Annotated in this window: 22 protein-coding genes; 14 read left to right on the plus strand and 8 right to left on the minus strand. The window is 59.1% G+C overall.

The annotated features are described in order from the left end of the window. Positions 1–8: 8 nt before the first annotated feature. Positions 9–83: a 50S ribosomal protein bL37 gene (locus BMAGN_RS08720; protein ID WP_003817083.1), complete on the minus strand. Its 75-nt coding sequence runs from the start codon at positions 81–83 to the stop codon at positions 9–11. An 84-nt stretch (positions 84–167) separates the two neighbouring features. After that, entirely contained in the window at positions 168–1,115 is a 948-nt protein-coding gene (locus tag BMAGN_RS02090) for an aldose 1-epimerase family protein (protein ID WP_022859058.1), read from the minus strand. 148 nt (positions 1,116–1,263) lie between these two features. On the opposite strand from BMAGN_RS02090, the gene BMAGN_RS02095 reads away from it, so the two are divergent. Further along, entirely contained in the window at positions 1,264–2,256 is a 993-nt protein-coding gene (locus BMAGN_RS02095; RefSeq protein WP_026501826.1) for a 4-hydroxy-3-methylbut-2-enyl diphosphate reductase, read from the plus strand. Here BMAGN_RS02095 and crcB read toward each other — a convergent pair. Then, entirely contained in the window at positions 2,253–2,636 is a 384-nt protein-coding gene (crcB, locus tag BMAGN_RS02100; RefSeq protein WP_051126600.1) for a fluoride efflux transporter CrcB, read from the minus strand. The genes BMAGN_RS02095 and crcB overlap by 4 nt on opposite strands. A gap of 159 nt (positions 2,637–2,795) precedes the next feature. Between crcB and gap the strand changes: the two genes are divergently transcribed. Both gap and ybaK read left to right on the plus strand, forming a co-directional pair. Next, positions 2,796–3,854 carry a type I glyceraldehyde-3-phosphate dehydrogenase gene (gene gap, locus BMAGN_RS02105; protein WP_022859061.1) on the plus strand — a complete coding sequence of 353 codons (1,059 nt, stop codon included), beginning with the start codon at positions 2,796–2,798 and terminating at the stop codon, positions 3,852–3,854. A gap of 119 nt (positions 3,855–3,973) precedes the next feature. Then, positions 3,974–4,477 carry a Cys-tRNA(Pro) deacylase gene (ybaK, locus tag BMAGN_RS02110; protein ID WP_026501828.1) on the plus strand — a complete coding sequence of 168 codons (504 nt, stop codon included), beginning with the start codon at positions 3,974–3,976 and terminating at the stop codon, positions 4,475–4,477. On the opposite strand, the gene BMAGN_RS02115 is transcribed toward ybaK, so the two are convergent. Next, positions 4,461–5,195, minus strand: a complete 735-nt coding sequence (locus BMAGN_RS02115; protein WP_033510575.1) for a thiamine diphosphokinase — start codon at positions 5,193–5,195, stop codon at positions 4,461–4,463. The two genes, ybaK and BMAGN_RS02115, sit on opposite strands and share 17 nt — an antisense overlap. Before the next feature lie 316 nt (positions 5,196–5,511). Here BMAGN_RS02115 and infC point away from each other — a divergent pair, with 316 nt between their 5' ends. The 9 genes from infC to BMAGN_RS02160 all read left to right on the plus strand — a co-directional run bounded on the left by infC (position 5,512) and on the right by BMAGN_RS02160 (position 13,837). After that, the gene (gene infC, locus BMAGN_RS02120) at positions 5,512–6,198 is read left to right on the plus strand and encodes a translation initiation factor IF-3 (protein ID WP_033510553.1); all 687 of its coding nucleotides are present in this window, start codon (positions 5,512–5,514) and stop codon (positions 6,196–6,198) included. Positions 6,199–6,236: 38 nt separating this feature from the next. After that, entirely contained in the window at positions 6,237–6,431 is a 195-nt protein-coding gene (rpmI, locus tag BMAGN_RS02125) for a 50S ribosomal protein L35 (RefSeq protein WP_022859065.1), read from the plus strand. A 48-nt stretch (positions 6,432–6,479) separates the two neighbouring features. Beyond that, positions 6,480–6,863 (plus strand): 50S ribosomal protein L20, encoded by a 384-nt coding sequence (gene rplT, locus BMAGN_RS02130; RefSeq protein WP_022859066.1) that lies wholly within the window; start codon positions 6,480–6,482, stop codon positions 6,861–6,863. 194 nt (positions 6,864–7,057) lie between these two features. After that, entirely contained in the window at positions 7,058–7,981 is a 924-nt protein-coding gene (gene xerD / locus BMAGN_RS02135; protein ID WP_152593241.1) for a site-specific tyrosine recombinase XerD, read from the plus strand. 154 nt (positions 7,982–8,135) lie between these two features. Beyond that, positions 8,136–8,975: a ParA family protein gene (locus BMAGN_RS02140; protein WP_022859068.1), complete on the plus strand. Its 840-nt coding sequence runs from the start codon at positions 8,136–8,138 to the stop codon at positions 8,973–8,975. A gap of 178 nt (positions 8,976–9,153) precedes the next feature. Continuing rightward, positions 9,154–11,085 (plus strand): translational GTPase TypA, encoded by a 1,932-nt coding sequence (gene typA / locus BMAGN_RS02145; RefSeq protein WP_022859069.1) that lies wholly within the window; start codon positions 9,154–9,156, stop codon positions 11,083–11,085. Between the two features lie 187 nt (positions 11,086–11,272). Continuing rightward, the gene (locus BMAGN_RS02150) at positions 11,273–11,752 is read left to right on the plus strand and encodes a hypothetical protein (protein WP_022859070.1); all 480 of its coding nucleotides are present in this window, start codon (positions 11,273–11,275) and stop codon (positions 11,750–11,752) included. A 10-nt stretch (positions 11,753–11,762) separates the two neighbouring features. Next, positions 11,763–12,758, plus strand: coding sequence for a prephenate dehydratase (locus tag BMAGN_RS02155; RefSeq protein WP_022859071.1), 996 nt, complete (start codon positions 11,763–11,765; stop codon positions 12,756–12,758). After that, complete coding sequence (locus BMAGN_RS02160) at positions 12,752–13,837, plus strand: prephenate dehydrogenase (protein WP_022859072.1); 1,086 nt, start codon at positions 12,752–12,754, stop codon at positions 13,835–13,837. The genes BMAGN_RS02155 and BMAGN_RS02160 overlap by 7 nt, the downstream gene beginning before the upstream one ends. 3 nt (positions 13,838–13,840) lie before the next feature. Here the strand turns inward: BMAGN_RS02160 and BMAGN_RS02165 are convergent, their stop codons facing one another. The 4 genes from BMAGN_RS02165 to BMAGN_RS02180 form a co-directional block, all read right to left on the minus strand. Then, positions 13,841–14,140, minus strand: a complete 300-nt coding sequence (locus BMAGN_RS02165; protein WP_022859073.1) for a DUF6725 family protein — start codon at positions 14,138–14,140, stop codon at positions 13,841–13,843. A 3-nt stretch (positions 14,141–14,143) separates the two neighbouring features. Continuing rightward, positions 14,144–17,035 carry an ABC transporter permease gene (locus BMAGN_RS02170; RefSeq protein ID WP_034250274.1) on the minus strand — a complete coding sequence of 964 codons (2,892 nt, stop codon included), beginning with the start codon at positions 17,033–17,035 and terminating at the stop codon, positions 14,144–14,146. Beyond that, entirely contained in the window at positions 17,032–17,853 is an 822-nt protein-coding gene (locus BMAGN_RS02175) for an ABC transporter ATP-binding protein (RefSeq protein ID WP_022859075.1), read from the minus strand. The genes BMAGN_RS02170 and BMAGN_RS02175 overlap by 4 nt, the downstream gene beginning before the upstream one ends. Before the next feature lie 73 nt (positions 17,854–17,926). Continuing rightward, positions 17,927–18,865, minus strand: a complete 939-nt coding sequence (locus tag BMAGN_RS02180; protein ID WP_022859076.1) for a tyrosine recombinase XerC — start codon at positions 18,863–18,865, stop codon at positions 17,927–17,929. Between the two features lie 440 nt (positions 18,866–19,305). Between BMAGN_RS02180 and BMAGN_RS02185 the strand changes: the two genes are divergently transcribed. Together BMAGN_RS02185 and BMAGN_RS02190 are read left to right on the plus strand one after the other, a co-directional pair. Beyond that, positions 19,306–20,934 (plus strand): peptide ABC transporter substrate-binding protein, encoded by a 1,629-nt coding sequence (locus BMAGN_RS02185; RefSeq protein ID WP_022859077.1) that lies wholly within the window; start codon positions 19,306–19,308, stop codon positions 20,932–20,934. Positions 20,935–21,436: 502 nt separating this feature from the next. Beyond that, on the plus strand, positions 21,437–22,363 hold the full coding sequence (locus BMAGN_RS02190; RefSeq protein ID WP_022859078.1) for an ABC transporter permease: 927 nt from the start codon (positions 21,437–21,439) through the stop codon (positions 22,361–22,363). Positions 22,364–22,378: the final 15 nt, after the last annotated feature.

Below are 22,378 nucleotides of genomic sequence, written 5' to 3' on the forward strand. Positions count from 1 at the left end.
CAGTCGGATCAGGCGTTTGGACGCTTGCCGTGGTTGGCTGCCTTCTTACGACGATCCTTGCGCTTACGTCCGCGCATACCCATGATGGACTCCTTTGCTGTAACTATAGTTAGCGTAAGGGATTATTCCACGTGCACCAGACGAACGTGAGCGCAATGCGGCTCAAATCAACGCACCACGCCGATCATGAGCTCAGTCGTGCTGTGCTCGCCAGGCTCGATCACAATAAGGTCCTTGCCCGTCTTGAAGGTGTTGGCGTACGCGGTCTGCGGTTCCACAGCCACGCCTGCCGGATGAACCTCGGCGGGGAAGCCCGTGGCGTCGCACACCTGGAAGGACGTGATCGTCTCGTCGCCCGTGATGTGAATCATCATGCCGTCGGGACGCGTGAAGAACGCGTGCGCCAAACCGTTTTCATCATGGTGCACGTCGGTGAGCGCGTCGTCGTACGGCTGCTCGTCGAGCTTGCGGCCCTTGCGGAAGTCGAACTTGGTGCCTTCCACAGGTTCGGTGCCCACCGGGATGAGGTTTTCGTTCGGCACCACATGCGTGTCCGCGTCGATCAGCAGCGTGCACAGCGCGTTGTCCGCATCGATGGCGTCGCCATACGCGTTGCGGCCGTTGGCCAGCCACGGGTGGATGGCCAGAGCCCACGGGGCGGCCTTTGTGTCGTTGTTGAACGCGTCGATCGTGATGTGCACGCCTTCGTCGTCGAGGCGGTAGGTGGCCGTCGCGATCACGTCGAACGGGTAGCCCGCCATGTCCGGGACGCGCCAGCTCAAGGAGACGGAATCCTCGGTCAGGGACTCGAGCTTCCAGTAGGAGCGATAGCCGTAGCCGTGAATGGCGTTGTTGCGCTCATGCTCGTCGATCGGCAGCGTGTAGTCGTGGCCTTCGAACGTGTAGGTGCCGGCTTCGAGGCGGTTCGGGAACGGGATGAGGATCTCGCCGCCGCAGCACTTGACGAGGTCGTCGGCGCCGTAGCTGGCCAGAATGTCTTCGCCCTTGTAGGTCAGACGGCGCAAAATGGCGCCAAGTTCCGTGACGACGGCCGTGTAGTCGCCATGGGTGATGGTGTATTGCTCGCCGGTGCGCGGCGTATGTACTGCTGTCATATTCACTCCATCGTGTGTAGGTTCGGTTTCCCTATCAGTCTAGGTCCGCTTACTTCGCCGTAAGCGCAGGGCGTTGATAACGTTCACAGTATAGGCACGTTTGCATTCGCGCCACCATCGCGACTCGCGTGCATGTACTATGGGCGTCATGGCTCAACGTATTATTTTGGCGGATCCGCGCGGTTTTTGCGCAGGTGTAGACCGTGCCATCCAATCGGTACAAACCATTTTGCAGGCTTCCTCGCGCGATATTCCCGAAGGGCTCGCGCCCGTGTATGTGCGCCGCCAGATTGTGCACAACAAGCATGTGGTGGACGATTTGCACGCGCAAGGCGCCGAGTTTGTACAGGAACTGTCCGATGTTCCCGACGCGGCCGCCGAAGCCCATATTCCCGTGGTGTTCTCCGCACACGGCGTTTCCCCGGCCGTACAAAAGGAAGCGGACGAGCGTGGGCTGTGGATTGTGGACGCCACCTGCCCGCTCGTGGCCAAGGTGCACCGGGAAGTGGTGCGCTTCGTAAACAACGGATATGAAGTGGTGTATATCGGCCATCGCGGCCACGACGAGGCGGTAGGCGTGGTGGGTGAAGCGCCCGAACACGTCCATCTTATTGAAAGCGAAGCGGATGTGCCGTCACTGCATTTCGAAGAAGGCTCCAAGCTCGCATTATTGACGCAAACCACCTTGAGCGTGGACGAGACGGCGGGCACGATTCAGGCGCTTCAACAGGCGTTCCCGTGGATTGAAATGCCGCCAAAAGCGGATATCTGCTACGCCACGAGCAACCGTCAGGGAGCGGTGAAAGAGCTTGCGCGCCAGTGCGACTGCGTCATTATTATCGGCTCGGCCAATTCTTCGAATTCCGTGCGCCTGATGGAAGTGGCGCGCGAAGCGTTAGGAGACCGAGGCCGCGCCTACCGTATCGACGATGCGGGCGAATTGCAGGATGAATGGTTCGAAGGCGTGGAAACGGTAGGCATTTCGTCGGGAGCCTCCGTGCCCGACGAACTCGTGCAGCAGCTCGTTGAAGCGCTGCGCTCGCGCGGATACGGCGATGTGGAAACGCTGGATGGCGTGCGTGAAAACATGCATTTCGTGCTGCCGCCCCAGCTTAAGGAATTCCGCAAGGCGCGTGCTTAGGCGACAGCGGCCTTGCCGGCCAAGGTGCCGAGCATGACGCCGAGTACACACAGCACCACGCTGGCCACAATGTAGAGCAATGCGAACGGCCAGCGGTTCGATTCAAGCAGCGTGAAGGTTTCCAGGCTGAAAGTGGAGAAGGTGGTGAAGCCGCCGCAGAAGCCCGTTTTCAATACCAGGTTCAACCGCGGATCCATGCCGCGGTTGAGCGCGATGGCCGCCACGAAGCCGATAATGAACGAGCCGAGCACGTTGACGAACAGTGTGAGCAATGAGAAGTCGCCGATCTTGCCGAAATTCATGCCGCAAATCAGGTAACGCGCGATCGAACCGGCGCAACCGCCCAGTCCCACAAAAATGCAATTGATGAGTAAAGCCATGTCCACCAAATATATTCATTAGCTGAGAAAATGCGCAATTCGTTGCCTTAAGTCAAGCAAATCCATTAGAGTGGAACCGTTGGTTAACCACAGGTTTCCCCTCCTCGCGGCGCGCAAGCGCCTTGTGGCGGCGGAAATCTACCCTCAAGGGAGAACTACATGACAGTTAAGATTGGTATCAACGGCTTTGGCCGCATTGGTCGTCTGGCTTTCCGTCGTATCTTCGAGCTCCAGGCTCGTGGCGGCGAGGCTGCCGGCATCGAAGTCGCAGCTATCAATGATCTGACCACTCCGGCGACGCTGGCCTACCTGCTGAAGTACGACAGCACGCACGGCACCTTCCGTCACGACGATGGCACCCCGGTCGACGTCAAGTCCACCGAGAACTCCATCATCGTTGATGGCAAGGAATACAAGGTCTACGCCGAGATGGACGCCAACAACATCCCGTGGGTTGCGAACGACGGTGTTGAGTACGTGCTCGAGTGCACCGGCTTCTACACCTCCGCCGAGAAGTCCCAGGCTCACATCAACGCTGGCGCCAAGAAGGTCCTGATCTCCGCTCCTGCCAAGGACGAGACCACCCCGACCGTCGTGTTCGGCGTGAACCACGAGATCCTCAAGGCTTCCGACATCATCGTGTCCGCTGGCTCCTGCACCACCAACTCGATGGCTGCAATGGTCAAGCTGCTCGACGAGAAGTGGGGCATCAAGGCTGGCTTCATGACCACGATCCACGCTTACACGGGAACCCAGATGCTTCTGGACGGCCCGCGTGGCAACAAGACCGGCCGCAACCTGCGCGCAGCCGCCATCAACACGATCGCCCACTCCACCGGTGCCGCCAAGGCTATCGGCAAGGTTGTGCCGTCCGTGAATGGCAAGCTGCAGGGCCACGCCCAGCGCGTCCAGGTGCCGGACGGATCCGTCACCGAGCTGACGACCGTGCTGAACACCAAGACCACCGCTGATGAGATCAACGCAGCCTTCAAGGACGCATTCGAGAACTGCGACTTCTACGGCTACAACGACGAGGGCATCGTGTCCTCCGACATCATCGGCGACACCCACGGCGGCGTGTTCGACCCGACCCAGACCGACGTGAACGAAGTGGACGGCCTGACCATGGCTCGCACCGTCTCCTTCTACGACAACGAGTACGGCTTCACCTCCAACATGATCCGTACGCTGCTGTACTTCGCCGAGATCTCCGAGTGAGCTTTCGCCAAGTAATCAGCCGTTGAAACGGTTCTGAAAAAGGCCTTCCGGCTTATGCTGGGAGGCCTTTTGCTGTAAGTGGAGGCTTCGAAGTTACGCACGTCCCTAAGATGGGCCGTATGAGCAAGAAGAAGCATGCAAAAGGAACCGCATCCACTCCGGCGACTGTGGAACTCGACAAGGCCGGCATCACGTTCACGCTATATGAATACGAACATTCCAATGATTCCGAGGAAGGCTTTGGCTTGGAAGGCGCCCACAAACTCGGCATCGATCCGCACAAGGTCTACAAGACGCTGATGGCCGACACGGGCAGCGAGCGCGTCATTGGCGTGGTGCCCGTGGCAGGCCATATGGATTTGAAAAAATTGGCGGCCGCAGTGGGCGCCAAAAAGGCGCAAATGGCCGATCCGAAAGTGGCCATGCGTGAGAGCGGTTACGTGGTGGGCGGCATTTCGCCGCTTGGCCAGCGCACGAGGCACACCACCGTACTTGACGAATCGGTGCTGGAATTCGACGAGGTGCTCGTTTCGGGCGGCAAGCGCGGCATGAGCGTGGGAGTCAAGCCCGAGGACCTGATCGCCGTGCTGCACGCGAGCGTGGCGCCTATTGCCGCGGACTGACCAGCGCGCTGGACACGGCCGTGCTCAGCGGCCCCAAATCTCCGGAAAACTCGTGAAAAAGCGTGCGCGAGGGCGTGGGTGTGCCGGCGGGGAATGTGACGAGCAGCGTGCCGTGCTCCACACTGATCGAGGCCTCGGATCCGCTGATGAGCTCATTGCTTACGCCGTTGACATGCGTGTTGTCCATCGTCGCGTCGACAAGCTCGTATTTCAGACCATGTTCATTGACGCCGCGCGCCGTGTCATTATGGGCGAAGGCCGACACGTATTTGGGTCCGTCGGTGAAGGTTTGCGCGGCGAAATGCAGCGCGCCGTCACATACGGCCGTTACCGTCAGTCCGTCCCCGTATACGTAAGCGGCGCCGCCATGCTCGCACACCAGCGCCGTAAGCTGCAGCGTTGCTATCGTATGGTCGATGCGTCCGCCTAGCGCGCCATAAATATGGAACTCGCGCGCGCCGTGCGCCCAACCAAGTTTCAGCGCACTTAATAAATCGGGATCGTCCTTTTCAGGCGGCAGCACGATCGTACGGTCGCTATGGTGCGGATGACGCGCGGCGGAATCGAAATCCCCCACAATATAGTCGGGAGTGATTCCCGCTTCCGCGGCATGGTCGAGGCCGCCGTCCGCCGCAATAATGAGCGCGCGATCGTCTGGAAGAAGGGGAGCCGCGTAATACTCGCCGGCCGCAAAAATGACGCATCGATTGTTTTCCATGATTTCCAGCGTACCGGCGCGCGTTCCGTTATGCGTCTCGCTCACGGAATCCGGAAACCATGCGCGACACGCGGACGATGGACAGTCCCCGAATGTCAATGGCGCAAGTATAGTAGTGATTTGGCTTGAGAATATCAAGAAAGCGGGAAACCCACCTGGAAGCCTGTTATGGTTTCGGGTCCACAGCATTACGCTGCATCTCCGTACGATTATGGATGGCGGAGACCGGTGCGAGTCACCAGATGAATGTGTGCAATATGTGCGCGGATAGTCGCGTGCCGTTGTTGTGGATCGACTATGAGACTTTCGGTGCCTGCTGCAGAACCATTTTAGGATTGGAGTCATCATTAGCGACGAACCACGCATTAATGACGAGATTCGCGTCTCCCAAGTACGCCTTATTGGACCGAACGGTGAACAGGTGGGAGTCATTGCGACTTCCGTTGCATTGAACCTGGCTAAGGAAGCGAACCTTGATCTCGTCGAGGTAGCGCCTAATGCCAAGCCTCCGGTTGCCAAGCTTATTGACTATGGCAAGTTCAAGTACAACGAAAAGATCAAGCAGCGCGAAGCTCGCCGTAACCAGAACACGGCCGAGATCAAGGAGATCCGCTTCCGCCTGAAGATCGACGAACACGACTTCGAAGTGAAGAAGGGCCATGTGGTCCGCTTCCTCGAGGGTGGCGACAAGGTCAAGGTCACGATTATGCTTCGCGGCCGTGAACAGTCCCGTCCGATCGGCGGTGTCGAACTCCTGCAGCGTCTGGCTGACGAAGTTTCCGAGTACGGTTCCGTTGAGTTCGCTCCAAAGCAGGAGGGACGCAACATCATCATGACGTTGGCGCCAAAGGGCAAGAAGGTGCACACGCAGTCGGAACAGCGCCGTCGCGGCGCCGAGTCCCGCGCGGAACGCCAGGCCCGCCAGGCTGCCCGCTTGGCCGCCAAGCAGGAAGCGAAGGCTAAGGCCGCTGAAGAAGCCAAGTCCACGGTAGCCACCGCGTAACAGACTTCCGAAAAGAAGAATTAATAAGGAGGGCAGCAATGCCGAAGATGAAGACAAATTCCGCCGCCAAGAAGCGCGTTCGCGCCACCGGTACCGGCAAGTTGATGCACCAGGGCTGCGGCATGCGCCACAACCTTGAGCACAAGTCCGCTAAGAAGCGTCGTGCACTGAGCCGTGACGAAGTGCTCGCCACGTCGCAGGCCAAGAAGATGAGGGGTCTGCTGGGCCGCTGAGCTGCAGCAAGACAACTAGAGACTGTAATAGAAAGCTGAGGAATTACTATGGCACGTGTCAAGCGCGCAGTGAACGCCCACAAGAAGCGTCGCGTTGTTCTCGAAAGGGCTTCGGGTTACCGCGGCCAGCGTTCCCGCCTGTACCGCAAGGCTAAGGAACAGCTGCTCCACTCCTTTACTTACAACTTCCGCGACCGCAAGGCTCGCAAGGCTGACTTCCGCAAGCTGTGGATCCAGCGCATCAACGCCGCTGTGCGCGCTGAAGGCATGACCTACAACCGCTTCATGCAGGGCCTGCGTCTGGCCGGCATCGAACTGGATCGCCGCGCTCTGGCTGAGCTCGCCGTTTCCGACGCCGAGACCTTCAAGGCTCTCGTCGAGGCCGCCAAGGCCGCTCTGCCGGAAGACGTCAACGCTCCGGTGGCTGCCTGATTCATTCTGAATCGTAGTGTGTAAAAGGCTCCGCATTGATATGCGGGGCCTTTTTTGTATAGGTAAGCGGGTTTGCGCGCATTGCCGTGGAGGATATCTTCGATTCTTGGAATTGGGGATAACTTCTGCATTTTGAGACAGACACGCCGGGGTTTGTGTCTCAAAATGCAGAGGAGAAAGCCAAAATGACTGGTATGAATAGTGGTATGGACGAACTGGTAACGCAATTTTTGGAATATATCGGAGTGGAACGCGGCCTATCTCCGGCCACCGTAAGCGCCTACCAGTCCGACTTGGCGATGTACCGCGAGTGGTTGGAGCGGCACGGCGTGGAAGATGCGGCCGCTATCAGCCAGGATGATGTGGAACAGTTCGTGGCATGGATGCATGAAGACGGGCAAAGCGCCACAAGCATTTCGCGTCGTTTGGCCAGCGTGCACATGTTCCACCGGTTCCTGCTGAACAACGGTGACGTGGTTGCGGACGTGTCCGCGGCGGTAAAACCGCCAAAAAACGCGCAGACCCTGCCCGATGTACTCACCGTGGAACAGGTCTCGGCGCTGTTGGACGCGGCAACTCCCGTAGTGGACGATCCCGTACAGCTGCGCGACAAAGCATTGCTCGAATTCTTGTATGCCACGGGATGCCGCGTTTCTGAGGCGACGGGCGCGGACCTCAATGATGTGGACATGGAAAACCGGCTTGTCAAGCTTACGGGTAAAGGCAACAAGCAGCGTTTGGTGCCATTGGGCAGCTATGCGCTTAAAGCGCTGGAACAATATGTGGCGCAAGGCCGTGAGCGCCTGGAAGCCAAATCTACGGGAGCGCGTGAGCGTCGCGCCATTTTCCTCAACAAGCGCGGCAAACGCTTGAGCCGGCAGTCGGCGTGGGAAGTGATCGCGCAGGCGGGGGAGCGCGCGCATTTGCCCGTGGCGCTCCACCCGCATACGCTGCGCCATTCGTGCGCCACGCATTTGCTGGCCGGAGGCATGGATGTGCGCACGGTGCAGGAGATGCTGGGCCACGCCTCGGTGACCACCACGCAGCGCTATACGCATGTGACGCCCGATGCGCTGATCGAGACGTATATCATGTCGCATCCGCGCGCACGGGGATAACCTATAAAATCCGCAGCTTAAAAAGCCGCATAATATTGCGCTGTTGCGCATAATTTGTGTGATTGACGCGTTACACTAGGAGTTTGGCGAAATAACAGGGGCGTGGAACGTGGCGGTATGAACGTTCCCGTAATGAACTGATAGAGTGTGAAGTATGCCTACGGATTTGCTTGGACGTGAATATGCCACCTTCCCGGTGCCCAAACCATTGCAGCAGCATGGTCCGGCACGTGTTATTGCCATGTGCAACCAGAAGGGCGGGGTGGGCAAAACTACCAGTTCCATTAATATTGCCGGCGCGCTTATGCAATACGGCAGGCGCGTGCTTATTGTGGATTTCGACCCGCAGGGTGCTGCGACGGTCGGGTTGGGCATCAACGCGAACGCCGTGGAGAATACCGTATACACGGCGTTGTTCAATCCGCGTATTGATGTGCACGACGTGATCCAGCACACGAAATTTGACAATCTTGACGTGATGCCGGCCAATATCGACCTTTCCGCGGCCGAATTGCAACTCGTGACGGAAGTGGCCCGCGAGCAGGTGCTGGCCAGTGTGCTGCGTCCCATCCGCAACGAATATGACGTGATCATCATTGACTGCCAGCCGTCGTTGGGCCTGCTGACCGTCAACGCGCTTACGGCGGCCGACGGCGTGATCATTCCTGTGGCCGCAGAATTCTTCGCATTGCGTGGCGTGGCATTGCTCATGCAATCCATTGAGAAGGTGCAGGCGCGCATCAATCCGTCGCTGGAAGTCTATGGCGTGCTTGTCACCATGTTCACGCGCACGTTGCATTGCGATGAAGTGTTGCAGCGCATTTACGAAGCGTTCGGAGACAAGGTCTTCCATACGGTGATCGCGCGTTCGATCAAGCTTCCGGACGCGAATGTGGCGGCCGAGCCGATCACCACGTTCCTGCCGAACCACAAGACGGCCAAGGAGTACCGCGAGGTGGCGCGCGAGCTTGTCGCCCGCGGCATTGTGGCCTGAAATTCCTGTACAGTAGCCGCCGTGGTATGCGCCATGGCGGCGCAAGCATGCCCGCAACACCCCCTGTCGAACAATGTCAGTATCATGGCACTGTTTGTGCGTAAACGCACTGATCATACTTTTGTCACTTTTTCGTACGCAAAGTTTGTAGAACAAGAAAAACAGGAGAGGCTATTTCATGGCTGTTCGCGGCGATATTCGAAATGTTGCAATTGTGGCGCACGTCGACCACGGCAAGACCACTCTGGTCAACGCAATGCTTCAGCAGTCCAACGTGTTCAACGAGCGTGAGGAAGTTCCGGACCGCGTGATGGATTCCAACGATCTGGAACGCGAAAAGGGCATTACGATTCTCGCCAAGAACACCGCTGTGCAGTACACGGGTCCGCTGGCCGAGAAGTACGGCCATCCGGAAGGCATCACGATCAACGTGATCGATACCCCGGGCCACGCCGATTTCGGCGGCGAAGTGGAACGCGGCATTTCCATGGTCGACGGCGTTGTGCTGCTCGTGGACGCCTCCGAAGGCCCGCTGCCTCAGACGCGTTTCGTGCTGCGCAAGGCTCTCGAAGCCAAGCTGCCTGTCATCCTGTGCGTGAACAAGGTGGATCGTCCGGACGCCCGTATTGAAGAGGTTGTGGGCGAAGCTTCCGATCTGCTGCTGGGCTTGGCCCAGGACGTGATCGAGGAAGGTGTCGATCTCGACATCGATTCGCTGCTCGATCTGCCCGTGATCTACTGCGCCGCCAAGGCAGGTTACGCTTCCGACGACATGCCGGCCAACGGTGCTCTGCCGGACAACGACAACCTTGAGCCGCTGTTCGAATCCATCATCGCCAACATTCCGGCTCCGGAATACGAAGAAGGCGCTCCGCTGCAGGCTCACGTGGCCAACATCGACTCCTCCGACTTCCTCGGCCGTCTGGGCCTCGTGCGCATCTACAACGGCGTGCTCGAGAAGGGCAAGACTTACGGCCTGTCGCGTGTGGACGGCTCCATTGAAAACTTCCGCATCTCCGAGCTCATGCGTACGCAGGGCCTCGACCGCGTGCCTGTGGAATCCGCAGGCCCCGGCGACATTGTGGCAGTCGCGGGCGTCAACGACATCATGATCGGCGAAACGATTGTGGATCCTAACGATCCGCGCCCGCTGCCGCTGATCCACGTGGACGACCCGGCCATCTCCATGACCTTCGGCACCAACGATTCCCCGTTGGCCGGCACCGAAGGCAAGGACCACAAGCTGACCGCCCGCATGATCAAGGACCGTCTGGACCGCGAGCTCATCGGCAACGTGTCCATCAAGGTCATCCCGACCGACCGTCCGGATGCTTGGGAAGTCCAGGGCCGTGGCGAACTGGCGCTGGCCGTGCTCGCCGAAGAAATGCGCCGCGAAGGCTACGAACTTACCGTCGGCCGCCCGCAGGTAGTGACGAAGACCATCGACGGCCAGCTGTGCGAGCCGATGGAATCCACCACGATTGACGTGCCGGAAGAGTACATGGGTACCGTCACACAGCTCATGGCCGACCGCAAGGGCCGCATGGAATCGATGAGCAACCACGGTTCCGGCTGGATCCGCCTCGAGTTCACGGTTCCGAGCCGTGGCCTGATCGGCTTCCGTACCGCGCTGCTGTCCGCCACGCGCGGCACGGGTATCGCCGCTTCCATTTCCGCCGGTTACGCCCCGTGGGCTGGCCAGATCGTGACGCGCCAGAACGGCTCCATGGTCTCCGACCGCCAGGGCACCGCGACCCCGTACGCCATGCAGCGCCTGCAGGCCCGCGGCAGCTTCTTCGTTGATCCGCAGTCCCAGGTCTACGAGGGCCAAGTCGTCGGCATCAACAACAAGCCGGACGAGCTGGACGTGAACATCACGCTCGCCAAGCACATGACGAACATGCGTTCCGCCACGGCCGACGTGCTCGAGACGCTGACCCCGCCGATCAAGATGAGCCTCGAAGAGTCGCTCGACTTCGCGAACGAGGACGAGTGCGTCGAAGTGACGCCGGAAGCCATCCGCGTGCGCAAGATCATCCTCAACCGTGAGGATTGGTACAAGTGGCGCGCCAAGCAGCGCCGCGCCAACAACGCCGCCAACAACAAGTGAGCGAAAGACCGCACCCGATCGGTCGTCATTCATTAATTATTAATGAATGAATATGACTGACTGACGGTACCGCCGACAAACCCGGCAATATTGGACACTGTTCCCGTATTGCCGGGATTTTTATATTTCGGAACCATAATTTCGCTACGCACCATTTTCGTACCGTTTCGTACTACACTGAGGCGATATGAGTCAACGCGCGTATCAATCGACATCAGCACCGTCCACCGCCGACGTTCCGATTCCATGGAGCCATCGTCAAGGCGGCGTCGTCAAACTCGTGATCACGGTGCTCGCGGCGTTGGCAAGCACCTTTGTCGGCACGATCGCCCAACGCATGGGCGCGTCCGCCAATATTCCGTATGGGTTGGCACTGGCTTGGCTGCTCGTGGGCATGTCCGCATGGTGCGCGCGCAGCCGCATGGGAGGCGTGGGGTTGGCCATCCATCTGATCGTCTCCTCGATGTTCGCGTATTTCCTGGCCAATTTCTCTCCATTGGGAGATGTGCTGGTACCGCTGTTCGCCACGGGGGATTTGCCGTTCTTTAGCAAATACGCCAGCCTGTTCTGGCTGTTCGGCATGGTCGCCGTGCAAGTCGTGGTCATGATACTTCCCTCGCGGTGCTTCGAGATAACGCCGCGCGATGATTCGCGCACACGCGCATAGGGGAGGGACCATGACGACGCGGCTGTATTATTTGGGTCCACAAGGCACATTTACGCATCAGGCGGCCATAGCGGCGGCAAGCGAGCTGCGTCGACATATGCCAGAAGAATCGTTCGACCTCGTGGCCTGCGCGAATATTGGCGATGTATTCGCCGGGGCGCAGCGCGGCGAATTCGGCGTGGTGGCTTGGGAAAACAACGTGGAAGGCGTAGTGGTTCCCAACCTTGACGCGCTGCTCGACAGCGCGGACATGGCCGGCGTGGCCCGCGTGGACGTGCATGTGACGTTTGACGCGTTCGTCACTACGGATACGGCGCACCGGTACGGGGAGAGTGCCGAACGCATATTGCGCCATTGCTCAAGCGTTACCGCGCATCCGCACGGATTGGCGCAATGCCGTACATTCACCAAACGCTACGGGCTTGAACCCGTACCGGCCACCTCGAACGCGGCGGGATGCCAAAATCTCGCATCCGAAAGTGTCGCGCTCGCGCCGAGCCTGTGCGGCGACCTATATGGCCTGCACACCGTGGCCCGCGCCGTACAGGATTTCGACGGCGCCCGTACCAGTTTTCTCGTATTGACCAACCGTGCGCACGCCGTGCAATTCATGGACGAATACCGGACGCAGGACGCCGGCGGATACGAATCGATCATAGGATTTGTACCGCTGGCCACGGGACCTGGCGTATTGGCGGACCTTTTGAACAAGTTCCGCGACGCGGGACTCAACATGGTCAGCCTCATGTCCCGTCCCATCAAGGGCCATGACGGCACCTACAGCTTCATTGCCACCATCGACCAGGCGCCGTGGCAGGTGCAATGCCGCCATGTGCTTGAACGTGTGATGGGACACGGGGACTGGGTCAAGACTCTGGCGGTGTATCCACACCACACCCAGGTGTATCCGCCCGTCACCGACTGGATGTTGCCGCAAGGCGGCATATGTACGCAAATGGAACCGCAGGCTACGCGGCACAACATGCAAGGGGAACTATTATGGTAGCGCAGGACCACATCACTGTTGATGAATGGACGCAGGCGGAGCCTCAAGCCGCAGAAGGCACGGAAGCGCCCGGCCGCGTCGGCATCGTGGGCTTGGGGCTGATTGGCGGTTCCCTGGCGCGCAGGCTCGCCACCACGCATTGCGAGGTATTGGCATGGAACCATCGCGCCGAGCCCTACGCGGATGCACAACGCTACGGCATCCGGTGCATGGAATATTTGGAAGATCTCGTACTCGCCAAGCCCGACGTACTCGTCCTGTGCAATCCGCTGTCCGCCATGCCGGATATTTTGCATCGCATTGCGCCCGTTATCGATCCGGACGCCACCACGCTTACCGACGTGGGCTCCGTCAAAGGACTCGTGCGCGACCAGGTCAACGAGGCGGGACTTGACCATTGCTATGTGGGCGCGCACCCCATGGCCGGCAACGAACTGTCAGGCTGGCGCGCCGCCGACCCGCAGCTGTTCGACAAGGCGTTGTGGGCGGTGACGTTTGGCGACAACACCGCATACGGGCGCGTACTTCAAGTGGCGTCCATGATCACGCAATTGTGCATGAACCGGCTCATCATAGTGGACGACGCCACGCATGACCGCGCCGCCGCGCAAATCTCCCACATGCCGCACGCCATCGCCACCATGCTCGCCAACATGCTTATCGACAATCCCGACCGCAACATCGCCATGTCGCTGGCCGCGGGCTCCTGGCGCGACATGACGCGCGTAGCCCTGACCGATCCGCACCGCACGCAGGCGATGGTGGAAGAAAACAGCGGCGACGTGGAACAGCTGCTGCGCGAAGTCATCAGGCGCGTCACGCGGCTGGCCGACGCGCTGCGCGACAACGACCAGCAGACCGTAGACAACTTCTTCGCCCACGCCGACCCGTTCCGCTCGGCGCGCGCCAAGGCGCTCGCCGCCATCGAGGAACGCCATACGGAAACCATTTTCGGTTCCCTCGAAGTGCGCGCCGACCATTGGCGCGAGGACCTGCTCGCATCCGCGGCGCGCGGCGAACATATCATTCGTTTTACCGACCCGCACCGCGCCATTATGGAGCAGGGCATCGCGCTGTAATGCTTACTGTTCCGGCTGCACCCGGCGTTTCGGGCGCTCGGGAACAGGCTTGAGCCGCACAATCGTGCGTGCATCGATGGCCACATCCTCGGCGGGACGGCGTCCGTTGGCCGACGCGTCACGCGTCAGCGCGAGCGTAACGCCGTCCCATGAGCGCACATGTCCCACAAAGTCGCGGAATTGCGGACGCCCGCTGTATTCGTCAATACCGTCAGCCACGCGCACCACAAGGCGCGCACCTTCGGGGATATGCGAAGGCAGCGGAATCCGCGGCATTGGTTCTTGTTGTTGTTCTTCTTGCATGATTTACTCGCTTGCCACCGCGTCGAGCACGGGCTGCTTCAAGGCGTGATGGGCTGGCGAAATGCTTGCGACCAATCCCACCACAATGGACAGCACAAGGAACACGCCAAGTTCACCCCATGGAATGGCCAGCTGTGTGAGGCCGTTGTTGGCGTAGGTGGAGCGGATCACCATGCCCGCGCTTATGCCCACAATAATGCCCAGCAGCGTGCCGAATACGGAAATGATCGCGGCCTCGATGCCGAGCATGCCGCGCACTTGGCCGTTGGACGTGCCGATGGCGCGCAAGAGCCCGATTTCCTTCGTACGCTCCGCCACGCTCAACGCCAACGTATTTACAATGCCGAAGATGGCGATCACAATGGACAGCGCCAGCAGCGCGTAGAGGATGATCAAAATGGAATTGATCATCGTGGCCATCGTGGATTTGAATTCGTCGCGGTTCATGATGTTGACGACATAATAGGGTTTGACGGCGTCCTGCAACTTGCGTTGCACACTCGCCACATCGGCGCCCTTGTCGGCGATCATGTACAGGACCATCGTCATATGCGTTTGCGGCGTGCCCAGCTCATCGGCGACCTTGTTGTTGACGAACGCCATGGTGCGATATATGGAATTCGTGATAATCGCGCCAATTTTGAGCTTCTTGGTCACCGTGTCCGTACGCGTTTTGACGAGCGTCATCGGGTCGACATGCTTCGCGTCCTCGGCGATTTTCTGCGCTTCCTCGGCCTTGGCTTGCGCCTGCTGCAAGTCGCCTTGCGCGGCCAAGCGCTGCGCTTCCTGCTGTACCTGCATGATCTGGTCCTGCACATGCTGCTGGTATTGCGCCTGGGCTTGGCGCGTGGCCTGCTCGTCAACCGTGACCTGCTTGGCGCGTACCGTGACGGTTTGGCCGAGCTTCCAGTCCTGGTTTTTGGCGACTTGCGCGCCAATGACGAGATCGCCGTCACGCAACGCCGCCACAGGATCGCCCTGCTGTTCGTCGTCCCCAGTATCGGGACTGAAAATCTTGGTAAACAGCGACGGGTCGCTGGCCATGACAAGGCTTGGATCGCTGTCGTTGTAGGTCACGCCCATTACGGCGCTGACGGGAACGGCCGTATCGATGCCTTTGACGTCCTCCATGGCCTTGACCTGTTCATCGGTCAATTGGCCGTTTGCGGCGTTCATCGCCACAAAATCGCCCTTGAACCCCGTGTCCACCAACGAGTTGACGGACGCTTTGGCACTTGAAGCGACCACGGCGAGACACCCCACAATGGCGACACCTACGAACAAGGCCGTGGCCGTGTTCGCGGTACGGCGCTTGGCACGTGAAATATTGCGCGTGGCAAGGCGTCCCGTTACCGGGAATAAATGGGACGGAATCCAACCGAGCACGGCCTGGGCGGGGGAGACAAGGGCCGGCGCCATAACAATGACACCGAGCACCACAAGCGCGGCGCCCACGCCAAGCGGCCAGCCGACAGTCATATCGTTGACGGCCTTCCATGGGGTGGGGTCGTCCACATTGACCAAGCGCCAGGTGAACGCCCAGCAGCAGGCGCCGAGCACCGTCATCACCGCGCCGATAATGGCGCGGGCACGCACGGGCTTTTCGGGATTCACCGTGGCGTTCATCGCCTGGATCGGGGGAGCGAGCGCCGCCGTGCGGGCGGGCCATGCCGCGCCCACAATAGTGACGACCAGGCCAACAACCAATCCCACAATCATGTCCGTAAGGGACGGGTCCACGGCTCCTGTCAGCGGCATGCCGGCGGCATTGAGTCCGGCGACAATCAAACGCACCATGCCCCAGCCCAACGCGATGCCGAGTACGGATCCCACGAGGCCGAGCACCAGCGCCTGGATAATCACCGTCATGAAAATCTGTAGCGGTGAGGCGCCCACGGAACGCAGCAGCGCGTACCCGCGCATGGAATCATGCACGATCATCGAGAATGTGTTCGCAATAATGAACGAACCCACGAACAGCGCGATAATCGCGAAAATCAGGATCAAGGGTTGTACGAATCCCATTTGGTCCTGAACGGATTTGGTGGTTTCGTCGCGTACTGAATCGCCCGTAACGGCGTGCGCGTCGGCGGATTTGGGAAGATCCCGGTTGATGCGGTCGGCGAGCTGCTGCTGTTGCTGCTCGTCCAGCGGCGTCGTTTTCGAGCCGTAGACGCCGATTTGGGACACTTCGTTGCTTTTGCCCGTGGACTGTTCGCTTAACGATTTGGCGAGCGCCGGATCAATGGCGATGATCGTGGCGCCGGCCTGCGAGGATGCCGTGTTGAACGCGCCGACCACTTTGACTTTGTGCGGACCGTCGCCAAATACCACGGTGGTTTCGTCGCCGACCGTGAGCCCGGATTTGTCCAGCGCCTCGTTCGTAAGCGCGATCTGGTTGTCGGCTTCGGCCCAGTGTCCTTTGGTAAGCGTGGAGGAGCGCCATTCATTGCCTGGTCCCACGCCAATGCCGAGTGTGGGCGCGCCCATCGAGCTACGGGCGTTGCCGTTGGCGCCCACGAGCACGAGCCCGCTGACCATGTAGGAGGGCGAGGCCGCGGCCACGCCCGGAATTTTGCTCAGCGTCTGCGCAAGATTCGGATTGATGCTGTTGTATGTGGTGCTCGTATTCCCGGTAAGCGAGGAGGATGCGCCTGAATCACTTGAGGATGAGGAATCGGTGCCGATGCTCTTGTCGTTATGTTGTTCGGTGGCGCCGCGCACATAGACGTCGGCGTCGGCGTTGGTGGCCATCATCTGGCTCACCTGGTTGTTGAGCATGTCCCTGAAACAGAATGATCCCACCACGAACGAGACGCCGAGCATGATGGCGATGATCGACATGATGAACCGGCCCATATGGGCGCGCGCATCGCGCAGTCCTATGCGAATCACAGCGCCACCTCGCCGTTGGCGGTTGCGGTGTCGAACTGGTCGTCGTCGGGATTGGCGAACACTTCGAGAATGTCGTCGTAGGACGGATGGTCCATGTCCATCGTGATCGAGCCGTCGGCGAGCACAAGCACACGGTCCGCGAAACTGGCGGCGCGCGGATCGTGCGTCACCATGACGATCGACTGCCCGAACTCTTCCACGGACTGGCGCAGGAATCCGAGCACTTCGCGGCTGGAACGCGAGTCGAGGTTGCCTGTGGGTTCGTCGGCGAAAATGACGCTGGGACGTTCCATCATGGCGCGCGCGCACGCCACTCGCTGCTGCTGGCCGCCTGAGAGCTGGCTTGGGCGGTGACGCAAACGCTGTTCGAGTCCTACGACACGCACGACGGTATTGAACCAGTCCTTGTCGATGGGGCGGTGGGCGATCTGTAGCGGCAGCACAATATTTTCTTCGGCGTTGAGTGTGGGCACCAGATTGAACGACTGGAAAATGAAACCGATCTCCTTGCGCCGCAATTGCGTCAGTTGGCGCTGGTTCATGGAGCTCACCTCAAGACCTTCCACGAACACTTGGCCGCCGGTGGGCTGGTCGAGTCCCGCCATGCAGTGCATGAGCGTCGATTTTCCCGAGCCCGACGGTCCCATGATCGCGGTCATATGGCCACGCTGGAACTCGACATTGATATGGTCGAGCGCCACGACGCGGCTGTCGCCTTGCCCGTACGTTTTGCACAGGTCGACAGCGCGCGCCACGATCTGGTCGTCCGGAATGGTGCGCGTGGGCGATGCCGTTGACGCGGATATAGGTGTAGCCATATGCTCTTCTCTTTCTGCTGCCGGGTGTCTCTTATCAAGCATTGTAATGAATCTGGGCGGCGTATGGGCGGTATTATGCGCGCGGGAACGCCTGTTCGTAGCGCTGCCTGAGTTGTTCGATGGATACGTGCGTATAGCGTTGCGTGGTCGCGAGCGATTCGTGGCCCAGCATTTCCTGCACCTCGCGCAAGTCGGCGCCGCCGTTGAGCATATGCGTGGCCGCGCTGTGGCGCAAGGCATGCGGGCTGATGTCGGGAACTTGGGCGTCGCGCGCATGCTCGTGCACGGCGGAGCGTACGATGCGCTGGTCCACGCGGCCGCCGCGCGCGCCGAGAAACAGCGCATCCCCGCTTGATCCGTTGGCGAGTACGGGGCGTCCTTGTGTTCCCAACCATTGTTCCAGCGCATGTTGCGCGGGAATGCCGAACGGTACCACGCGCTGCTTGTTGCCTTTGCCGGTGACTTTGACGGTGCGGTTGGAAAAATTGAGGTCGCGCTGGTCGAGCGCCGTAAGTTCCGCCACGCGAATGCCTGTGGCGTACAGCAGCTCGATCATCGCGCAATCGCGTAATGCAATGGCTTCCTGACGCGCCTCCTTGCGATCGGCGGGCGCGGGCTGGTCCGTGCACTGCGCTTCCACGGTGCCCATCAGATCGAGCGCCTGATGTTCGTTGAGCACGGCGGGCAACGTCTGCGCCTGTTTGGGCGTGCCCAATCTGGCGGCCGGATTCGCGTCAATAATATGGTGCTGCTGGGCCCAGGAGAAGAAACGACGGATCGCCACGGTTTTGCGGGCCAGCGAGGAACGGACGACCTGTTGGGATTCGCGGGCCATCCAGGAGCGCAAATCGGTGATCGCAACGTCTTGCAAGCGTTGTATGGAACGTTCACGGGCCAAAAAATCGAGGCATTGGCGAATATCGGCGGCGTATGCGCGGCACGTGTGCTCGCTCAAGCCCCGGTTCGAGCGCATGAATCGGACATAGTCGTCAATCAGTTCATCGGTCCACATGCGGTTCCTTCCACGAATGCATCTTCTTACTGTAGCCGGTGGTCGGCGCGGGCACCATAGTCCACGTAGTGATCATAAAAAAGGGGCTATTTTTGTGATCCTCATCACATTACGACATTGCTGAAAGATAGATTTTGCAATAGGTCAAGCGTTTTATCTAATTAATCTGTCCGTATAGTGTCTGCATATTCAACATGAACTATGCAGTATAGGGATTCATGAAAACGTTGAAATTACGCCAATCTTAGAAATTTTTGTGCATAAAAAGTAAATAAATTATGAAAAAATATGGATATTTTGATTTATCTGTGGCTAAAGCAACCGAAGTAATGCACAATAATGCATATTCAATGAGGGGGACAGTCTCAAACAACCTGACTCTCTTATGCGAATAGTGAATCATCTTGATTTCACTAGCACAACATTGAAGGAGACTAACAATGAAGAAGAGAGCAATCGCTCTTGTCGCTGCGGCAGCGGCGCTGGGCATGATGCTCGGCGGCTGTGGCGCCAGTGGCGGCGACAACAACGCGGCCAGCGGCAACATCACCGCTTATGGCTCCGAACCGCAGAATCCGCTCATCCCGGGCAACATCAACGAAACGGGCGGCGGCAAGATCATCGACCTGCTGTTCTCGCGCCTTGTGTCGTTCGACGCTGAAGGCAACCCGGAGAACGAAGTGGCCGACTCGATCACGCCGAACGACGACGCTACCGAATACACGATCAAGCTCAAGGACGGCTGGAAGTTCACGGACGGCACCGACGTCACCGCCGAATCCTTCACGAAGGCTTGGAGCTACGTGGCGAACGTGAAGAACGCCCAGCTCAACTCCTCGTTCATGTCCGGCATCAAGGGCTATGACGAACTGCAGAGCGACAACGCCAAGGAAGGCGACCAGCTTTCCGGCCTGCAGGTGGTCAACGACCACGAATTCAAGGTCGCACTGAACGCCCCGGACTCCGTGTTCCCGATCGAAATCGGTTACTCGGCCTTCTCCCCGCTGCCGGAATCCTTCTACAAGGATCCGAAGGCCTTCGGCGAAGACCCGGTGGGCAACGGCCCGTACAAGTTCGACAAGTGGAGCCACGATTCCGAAATCTCCCTGACGAAGAACGCCGACTACAAGGGCAACAACGCCGCCAAGAACGACGGCATCACGTTCAAGATCTACACCGATCCGGACTCCGCCTACGCGGACGTGCAGGCCGGCAACCTCGACGTGATGGACACCGTGCCGAGTTCCGCCACGAAGACCTTCGAAAAGGACACTTCCATCAAGGCGTACAACAAGGCCGGTTCCTCCTTCCAGTCCTTCACGATCCCGTGCTCGCTTGAGCACTGGGTGTGCGGCACCGAGGAAGGTAACCTGCGTCGCCAGGCCCTGTCCAAGGCCATCGACCGCGAATCCATCGTGAGCAAGGTGCTCAACGGTGTCGGCACTGTCGCCACCGATTTCTCCGCTCCGGTGATCAACGGTTACAGCAAGGACCTCAAGGGCTCCGACGTGCTCAAGTACAACCCGGACGAAGCCAAGGACCTGTGGGCCAAGGCCGACGCCATCAGCAAGTACTCCGGCACGCTCACCTTCTCCTACAACGCCGATGGTGGCGCCAAGCCGGTGTACGACGCCATTGTCAACTCCGTGAACAACACGCTCAACATTGGCGCCAAGGCCAACCCGGTCGCGACCTTCGCACAGTTCCGTTCGGACATCACCGACGGCAAGATGACCGGCGCCTTCCGTACGGGCTGGCAGGCGGATTACCCGTCCATCCAGAACTATCTGTACCCGCTGTACGACTCGGCCGCAGCTGACGGCCACGGCTCCAACGACGGCAACTTCAAGAACGCCCAGTTCGACGAGCTGTGCGCCAAGGCCGCCGCCGCGACCAGCACCGAGGAAGCCAACGACCTGTACCACCAGGCCGAAGAGATCCTGTTCGTGCAGCTGCCGGCAATCCCGCTGTACTACAGCAACGCCGACGGCGTGTGCGCCAAGAACATCGACGGTTTCGCCATGAACTGGCAGAACGTCCCGATCTACACGCAGCTGACGCGTTCCTGATCGGTTCGTGACACGCCTTCGTTCGAGGGCGTGTCGTGACATGTTCTCAACTTGGCGAGGGGCGGAACGATACGTCGTTCCGCCTTTCGCATATCGAAATCCAAATGGCGAAGGGAATGGGCGGTAGTCATGCGTGATGGCGATGCCTAGCGGGGGATTTCATAAATAATTGTAAAATTTTTGTTAAAAACCGGAAAAAGATCGGTTCATAAAAAATCATCGGAAAACTGTTTGCATGGCAAATGCAGTAAAAAACTTGATTTGGAGCCTTGTACGGGGGCATGGTTTACTAGGTTTCCAAATCGTCCCGAATGCGCACCATACGTGAGGATGTTGCAATAATTAGGGAGAATACAGGAAATAGTATGGGGTTAATTCCACCCATGGAGTAGACTGGCGGGGAACTTTACTGATCCCTTTCAAGTATTTCGGTTCTTTTCAATGTAGAGTCGAAAAAAATACTGAAAGACGTGGTCTACAAAGGAAGAATAAGGAGCAACCAATGGGAAAATATCTTCTGCGACGCATTTTGCAGATGATCCCCGTGGTTCTTGGTACGACGCTGTTGGTATACGCGCTCGTATTCGCTTTGCCGGGTGATCCGGTCAAGGCGATGTTCGGCGATAAGCCCGTGAATGAGGCAGTGGCCGCCCAGATCCGCGCAGAATACAATCTGGACAAACCATTTATAATCCAGTATCTGCTGTTCTTGAAGAACGCATTGACACTCAACTTTGGTGAGACTTTCTCCGGTCAGCCGGTGATCAGCGAAATTGCCCGCGCATTCCCGGTGACTATCAAGCTGGCCCTGATGGCGTTCTGCTTCGAAGCTATTTTCGGTGTGGTCTTCGGTGCCATTTCCGGCCTGAAGAAGGGCAAGTGGTACGATTCGGTGATCCTGATCGTCTCGCTGCTGCTCATCTCGGTACCAACGTTCGTTACCGGTTTCGTGGGCCAGTATGTGCTGGGCGTTCAGCTGCGCATCTTCCCGGTGACCGCAGGCTCGAACCCCGGATTCTTTGACTTGTTGATGCCTGCGATGGTGCTGGGCTCGGTATCCATGGCGTATATCATCCGCCTGTCCCGTTCCGAAATTTCCACGAACATCCCGCAGGACTACGTGCGCACCGCCCGTGCAAAGGGTATGAGCAACACGTCGGTCACGTTCCGTCACATCCTGCGCAACTCCATGATTCCTGTGGTCACCTACCTGGGCCAGGATCTGGGCGCGCTTATGGGCGGCGCCATGGTGACCGAACAGATCTTCAACATCCACGGCGTCGGTTACCTGACGTACCAGAGCATCCTGAAGGGCGAAGCCAACATGGTCGTGTCGATCGTGACGCTGCTGACGCTCGTGTTCGTGGTGTGCAACCTTGTTGTCGATATGCTCTACGCGGCGCTCGATCCGCGTATTCGTTACGCGTGAGAGTGAGGAAGAATT

Origin of the sequence: Bifidobacterium magnum (assembly GCF_000741255.1) — a bacterium.
GTDB lineage: Bacteria > Actinomycetota > Actinomycetes > Actinomycetales > Bifidobacteriaceae > Bifidobacterium > Bifidobacterium magnum.